Source organism: Streptomyces sp. CNS606 (genome assembly GCF_000426325.1).
This window is the reverse complement of the sequence record NZ_KE384521.1, coordinates 542,831-549,085: the sequence shown is the minus strand read 5'-3', so window position 1 is coordinate 549,085 and position 6,255 is coordinate 542,831. Positions and strand designations below refer to the sequence as shown.

At 70.2% G+C, this 6,255-nt stretch carries 9 protein-coding genes; 7 read left to right on the top strand and 2 right to left on the bottom strand.

Going from position 1 to position 6,255, the window contains the following annotated elements; genetic code table 11:
* The 7 genes from K304_RS0123245 to K304_RS0123215 form a co-directional block, all read left to right on the top strand.
* The coding region (locus K304_RS0123245) for a hypothetical protein (RefSeq protein ID WP_078529574.1) at nt 1-186 on the top strand (186 nt) is incomplete at its 5' end.
* A 14-nt stretch (nt 187-200) separates the two neighbouring features.
* A complete protein-coding gene (locus tag K304_RS0123240) occupies nt 201-545 on the top strand; it encodes a hypothetical protein (RefSeq protein WP_027765673.1) in 345 nt (114 codons plus the stop codon).
* Between the two features lie 98 nt (nt 546-643).
* Nucleotides 644-832, top strand: coding sequence for a hypothetical protein (locus K304_RS0123235; RefSeq protein WP_027765672.1), 189 nt, complete (start codon nt 644-646; stop codon nt 830-832).
* 5 nt (nt 833-837) lie between these two features.
* Complete coding sequence (locus K304_RS0123230) at nt 838-1,515, top strand: DNA cytosine methyltransferase (protein ID WP_027765671.1); 678 nt, start codon at nt 838-840, stop codon at nt 1,513-1,515.
* A 29-nt stretch (nt 1,516-1,544) separates the two neighbouring features.
* Nucleotides 1,545-2,912, top strand: a complete 1,368-nt coding sequence (repSA, locus tag K304_RS0123225; RefSeq protein ID WP_051308809.1) for a replication initiator protein RepSA — start codon at nt 1,545-1,547, stop codon at nt 2,910-2,912.
* 2 nt (nt 2,913-2,914) lie between these two features.
* Nucleotides 2,915-3,109, top strand: coding sequence for a helix-turn-helix domain-containing protein (locus tag K304_RS0123220; protein WP_051308808.1), 195 nt, complete (start codon nt 2,915-2,917; stop codon nt 3,107-3,109).
* On the top strand, nt 3,109-4,332 hold the full coding sequence (locus K304_RS0123215) for a site-specific integrase (protein WP_027765668.1): 1,224 nt from the start codon (nt 3,109-3,111) through the stop codon (nt 4,330-4,332). The genes K304_RS0123220 and K304_RS0123215 overlap by 1 nt, the downstream gene beginning before the upstream one ends.
* A 687-nt stretch (nt 4,333-5,019) precedes the next feature.
* Here the strand turns inward: K304_RS0123215 and K304_RS0123205 are convergent.
* Entirely contained in the window at nt 5,020-5,781 is a 762-nt protein-coding gene (locus K304_RS0123205) for a phosphoglyceromutase (protein WP_027765666.1), read from the bottom strand.
* Nucleotides 5,782-5,845: 64 nt separating this feature from the next.
* Nucleotides 5,846-6,244 carry a hypothetical protein gene (locus K304_RS0123200; RefSeq protein WP_027765665.1) on the bottom strand — a complete coding sequence of 133 codons (399 nt, stop codon included), beginning with the start codon at nt 6,242-6,244 and terminating at the stop codon, nt 5,846-5,848.
* Nucleotides 6,245-6,255 lie beyond the last annotated feature (11 nt).

Genomic DNA, 6,255 nt, shown 5'->3' with positions numbered 1-6,255 from the left:
GAAATCCCGCTCGTCGCCCTCCTGGCCGTCTTCGGCTACTTCGGCATCAAGCTCTTCCGCCCGCCGACCTGGCTCGTCGTCACCCTGCTCCTCGGCGGCTTCCTCCTCGCCGACACCTTCATCGCCCCCGCCATCGAGAGCGGCACCCGCACCGGCACCGAGATCGTCAACAGCACCCACGACTGAATCGAGGTCTTGTCATGCTCCGACCCAAGTACCCCACCGCACCGGCCCCCACCGGCACCGCCGCCCACGTCGTCACCCCGACCGCCGTGCAGACCGGCGCCGCCGTCGAGCCGACCGGCTGCGGCTGCCAGCACCGCGCCCCGGCTCCGGCTCATGTACCGGCCACCCCGACCCCGGCGGCCCCGACCCGGTTCACCCCCGGCTCGGTCGCTCTCCTCGTCGGTGGCGGCGCCGCGGCCGTGCTCGTCATCGGCACGGTTCTGGTCTCCATGCTCCTCACGGTCGCCATCACCGCCGCCTCGCTCGCGGTCTGCGCCCTCGTCGTCCGCTCCCTGCTGGGCGGCCGGCACCAGCGCTGACCGGCCTTCCGGGGCGGCACCGATACCGCCAAGCATCCGCCGCCCCGGCAGGGCACAGCCCCCAACCAACCCGCAAAAGATCAGAAGGGACACCCATCATGACCCACACCGACACCCGCCACCGGCTGTGCCGCGACTGCGACGGCTTCCCCGTCGTCGCCATCGACACCGGCCAGCGCCACCGCGACGGCTCCCGCGTCACCCTCCGCGCCACCTGCCCCGCCTGCAAGGGCACCGGCACCACCCCGCTCCGCACCCGCCCGCCCTTCGCCTCGGTGGGGCGGTGACCACCATGACCGAGACCACCACCGCCCGGCGTCCGAGGGTGCTGGACCTGTGCTGTGGAGCCGGCGGCGCCGCCATGGGCTACCACCTGGCCGGCTTCGACGTCATCGGCGTCGACCTGAACCCGCAGCCGAACTACCCCTTCACCTTCCACCAGGGCGACGCCCTGGCCTTCGTCGCCGAACACGGCCACACCTTCGACCTCATCCACGGCTCGTGGCCCTGCCAGCACCACACCGCCCTCACCAAGGGCACCAACAAGGGCCGCACCTACCCCGACCTCATCCCCGCCGGCCGCGCCGCCATGGCCGCCACCGGCCGCCCCTTCGTCATCGAGAACGTGCCCGGATCCACCGTCCGCCGTGACCTGACCCTGTGCGGCGAGATGTTCGGCCTTGGCGTGACCCGGCACCGCTACTTCGAGGTTCACGGCTTTCCCGTCATGCAGACCCCGCACCCCAAGCACCGGGGCCGCGTGCGCGGCTGGCGACACGGCGCCTACCACGACGGCCCCTATCTGGCCGTCTACGGCGACGGCGGCGGCAAGGGCACGGTCATCGAGTGGCAGACGGCCATGGGCATCGACTGGACCGACAGCCGGCGCGAGATCGCCGAAGCCATCCCGCCCGCCTATACCCGCCACGTCGCCGAATGGTTCCTGATCGGTTGGGAGGTGGCGGCGTGACCCGCACCGCCACACCGGCGGCCCGGGGCATGGACGCGGTCACCCTCGCCGACGCGCTGAGGGTGGCCGGGTCCCCCGGCTTCGACCGCTGGCAAGAACAGATCCGCCGCACCGGCGGCTGCACCAACCCCATCCACCTCACCGGCTGGACCCTCACCAAAGACAAGACCAGCGGAGAGACGCTGCACCGCTACTCCACCGAGCACGAGCCCGGCGGCCGTCTCCGCGTCGCCTGCGGCAACCGCCGCGCCTCACGCTGCCCGGCCTGCGCCCACACCTACGCAGGGGACACCTGGCACCTCATCCGCGCCGGACTCGCCGGAGACGAGCGCCGGGACGTCCCCGCCACCGTGCGGGACAGCGCGCGGGTCTTCGCCACCCTCACCGCGCCCTCGTTCGGCCCGGTCCACAACCGGCCCGACTCCGGCCGCTGCCGCTGCGGCACGCACCACCCCGCCGACTCCGACACCCTGGGCACGCCCCTGGCACCGGAGTCGTACGACTACGCCGGGGCTGTGCTGTTCAACAACCACGCCGGACAGCTCTGGGACCGCTTCGCCAAACGGCTACGCCGCGAGATCGCCGCCCGCGCCGGTCTCTCCCAGCGCGCACTCAAAGAGGCCTGCCGGATCTCCTACGCCAAGGTCGCCGAGTTCCAGCGCCGCGGCGCCATCCACTTCCACGCCGTCATCCGCCTCGACGGACCCGACGGCCCGGACACCTCAGCGCCCGCGTGGGCCACGCTCGAGATGCTGACCGATGCCATCCGCGCCGCTACCGCGCACGGCTACACCTCCGTCACCGTCCCGGCCGCCGACGGGCACCCCGCCCGAACCCTGCGCTGGGGAACGCAACTGGACGTGCGGCCGGTCAAGGCGTTCGGGGACGGCTCGGAACTCACCGAACAGGCGGTCGCCTCCTACGTCGCCAAGTACGCCACCAAGGCGGCCGAGACCACTGGCACCCTCGACCGGCGCATCGGCGAACTCGCCGAACTCGACCACCACCAGGTGCCCGAGCACACCCGCCGGCTCATCCGGGCCTGCAAGGAACTCGACCCCGTGTACCCGGACCGGCGGCTGTGGGCCTGGGCACACATGCTCGGCTTCCGCGGCCACTTCTCCACCAAATCCCGCCGCTACTCCACCACCCTCGGTGCCATCCGGGGCGAGCGTGCCGACTACCGCGCCGCAGAGCAGTTCGCCGCCCTCGGCATCGAGGACCTGGAGCCCGACACCGTCCTCGTCCTCGCCGACTGGCAGTACGCCGGACACGGCCACACCCCCGGCGAATCCGCCCTCGCCGCCGGCATCGCCAACGACATCCGCACCAACCGAGAAACCGCCCGCGAAGCCCTACGAGACCGGCCCGGCCTGGCCGGCGGAGAGGAGTGGTGACCATGCCGCGTCGCCTGCCTGAGCGTTACCTGACCCCTCTCGACTTGGCCGATCTCCTGGGCGTCCCGGTCGAGACCGTTTACCAGTGGCGCCGCAAGCACACCGGCCCCCGCGGCTTCCGCGTCGGCCGTCACCTCCGCTACGACCCGGCCGATGTGTCCGCCTGGGTCGCCGAGCAGATGGAGGCGGCTGCCTGATGGCCGGACATATCCAAGACCGCTGGTACAAGACCGTCACCGGCCCGGATGGCAAGTCAGTGAAGGTCGAGAGCGAACGACACGGCTCCGGCCTCCGCTACCGCGCCCGCTACGTCGGCCCCGATGGCACCGAGAAGAGCAAGTCCTTCCCCGACCGCCAGAAGCGCAAGGCAGAGACCTGGCTCGCGCACATCGAGGCGGACATGACGCGTGGGCACTACGTCGACCCGAAAACCAGCAAGACCACCTTCCGGCAGTACGCCGAACGGTGGGTCGCCTCGCAGGGCGCCGAGCCGAACACGCAGGCCTCGGTGGAGTCGCAGCTGCGGCTGCACGTGTTTCCGCACATCGGATCGCGTCCCCTCGGCTCGTTCCAGCCGGAGCACGTCCGCTCGTGGCTGACCACGCTGGAGGCCTCCGGCGTCGTCGGCTCATACGCCCGGGTGATCTACTCCAACGTCCGGGCCGCGCTGAGCGCTGCCGTGGATGACGGCTACCTCCCTCGGAACCCGTGCGCCGCTCGCTCGGTGCGACCTCCGGTGGTGGATGCGAAGCGCGTCGCCCCCTGGTCGCCCGAGCGGGTTCTTGCCGTGCGGGCCTCGCTGGCTGAGCGCTTCCGGCCCATGGTCGACCTGGGAGCCGGGTGCGGGATGCGACAGGGCGAGATCCTCGGCGTGGCCGTCGACGCGCTCGACCTCGATGCCGGCACCGTCCACGTCACCCAGCAGCTCAAGCTGAGCCGGAGCAAGCCCGTCTTCGCGCCGCCCAAGGGTGGCAAGCTCCGGGACGTGCCGCTGCCCGAGCCGATCGCGGACGCGCTCCGGCGACACATGAAGGAGTTCCCTCCCGTAGAGATCACGCTCCCGTGGAAGACCTCGGCCGGGCCGCTGGTCACCAAGCGTCTGATCTTCACCGGGCCCGGTGGTAACCACATCTGGCGTACGTCGATGAACGAGGACCACTGGAAGCCCGCCCTTGCGACCGTCGGCGTGATCCCGCCCAAGGAGCCGGGCAAGAAGCACGCTGCCGCCCGTGAGCACGGCATGCACGCCCTGAGGCACTTCTACGCCTCGGTCCTCCTGGACGCTGGCGAGAGCATCAAGGCCGTGAGCGAGTACCTGGGTCACTCCGACCCCGGTCTGACGCTCAAGGTCTACGCCCACCTGATGCCGTCCAGCCAGGAGCGCACCCGAAAAGCGGTAGCCAGCATCTTCCAGGAGTGAATTCTAGCTCCGTGGGATTGCACTCTGGAATTGCACTCTGGAATTGCACTCTGGGATTGCATCCCAGAAACTTGCCCTCCGCTGTTCCCAAATCTCTCGCAAGCAAAATGTTCGCCTACATTTGGGGAGCGTTCGCGGGCGACCGGATGCGTGCATGCATGCACGCACGCATGCATGCACGCACGTCGACGCAGTGGACTAGGTGGGAGCTGGCTGCTGTGCAGAAGAACTCGCTACCCGTGCAGCGCCCATTCTGCCGTTCAAGCTGCCGGTTTGTGAGGGCCGCCCGTTTCACTTAGAGTTCCAGCGAACAAGGAAAGCCGCCCCGGGCCATCGGGACGGCTTCCATCTCCATTCGCGCTTTGACCGAGCCCTGCAAGAACTCTGTACCAGCACTCAGGAGGCAATCATGATGCTCTCACAAGTGGGGCTGACCGTCGACGTCAGCCTTCGTGAGGCACCGTTCATCATCGTCGGTACTGCCGGAGCTGCCTTGGCCGTGTGGGCTCAAGTGCCCTACGAGTTTGCGGCGCCCACCGCGCTCGCGGTCATGCTCCGGGTGTACGCCCGACCGTGGCGCCAATCCCCGCACCGGCCCATGGCCTGACGGCCCAGAGACGGCCCACGGGTACTAGGGAGCCCCCGACCGGCAGGAAAACTGCTGGTAGGGGGCTTCTTCGTGGGGCGTTACTTCTTCTTGCCCTGGTTCTTGACGGCCTCGATGGCCGACTTGGCGGCGTCGGGGTCGAGGTAGGTGCCGCCGGGGTTGAGGGGGCGGAAGTCGGCGTCGAGCTCGTAGGAGAGCGGGATGCCGGTGGGGATGTTGAGGCCGGCGATGTCGGCGTCGGAGATGCCGTCGAGGTGCTTGACCAGGGCGCGGAGCGAGTTGCCGTGGGCGGCGACGAGGACCGTGCGGCCGGCGAGGAGGTCGGGGAGGATGCCGTCGTACCAGTAGGGCATCATGCGGCCGACGACGTCCTTGAGGCACTCGGTGCGGGGACGCAGCTCGCTGGGGATGTCGGCGTAGCGTGCGTCGCCGCTCTGCGACCACTCGGTGCCGTCGGCGAGCTCCGGCGGCGGGGTGTCGTACGAGCGGCGCCACAGCATGAACTGCTCCTCGCCGAACTCGGCGAGCGTCTGGGCCTTGTCCTTGCCCTGGAGGGCGCCGTAGTGGCGCTCGTTGAGGCGCCAGCTGCGGTGGACGGGGATCCAGTGGCGGTCGGCGGCCTCGAGGGCGAGGTTCGCGGTGCGGATGGCGCGCTTCTGGAGCGAGGTGTGCAGGACGTCCGGGAGCAGGCCGGCCTCCGTCAGCAGCTCGCCGCCGCGGACGGCCTCCTTCTCGCCCTTCTCGGTGAGGTTGACGTCCACCCAGCCGGTGAACAGGTTCTTCGCGTTCCACTCGCTCTCGCCGTGGCGGAGCAGGATCAGCTTGTACGGTGCGTCGGCCATGCGTCCGAGCGTAGACGACCGGGCGGGCGCGGCCTCGGGACGGTCCGAGACGCGGACCGGGGGCCTACGACGCGGTGGTCCTGGTGAGGATCGGAGAGGGCGGACCGTCCGGGTCGTACCGGAAGTACACCGTCCCGGGGCTTCCCGTGTAGAGCTGGATGCCGCCGATCCGGCCGAGGGTGCCGTCCTCGATCGCCAGGTAGACGAAGTCGTCGGCCGCCTCCCTCTCGACGACGTCCCAACTGCCGCTGAAGTCGTCGGTGTCGGGCGAGTCGTCAGTGGAGACGCCGGTGGCGGAGAACGTCCGGTCGGACGCGAGCACCAGCTCCCCGCCGGTCTCGTCGTTGCGGTACACGCCGGGGAGTGCGTCGGGGTCGACCGGGGCCGCGCACCCGGACGTGAGGACCGTGGCGGCGGCCAGGGCGGCGCCGAGCCAGCGTCCGGCTGTTCTCTTGTCTCTCACCCGCTCAGCGT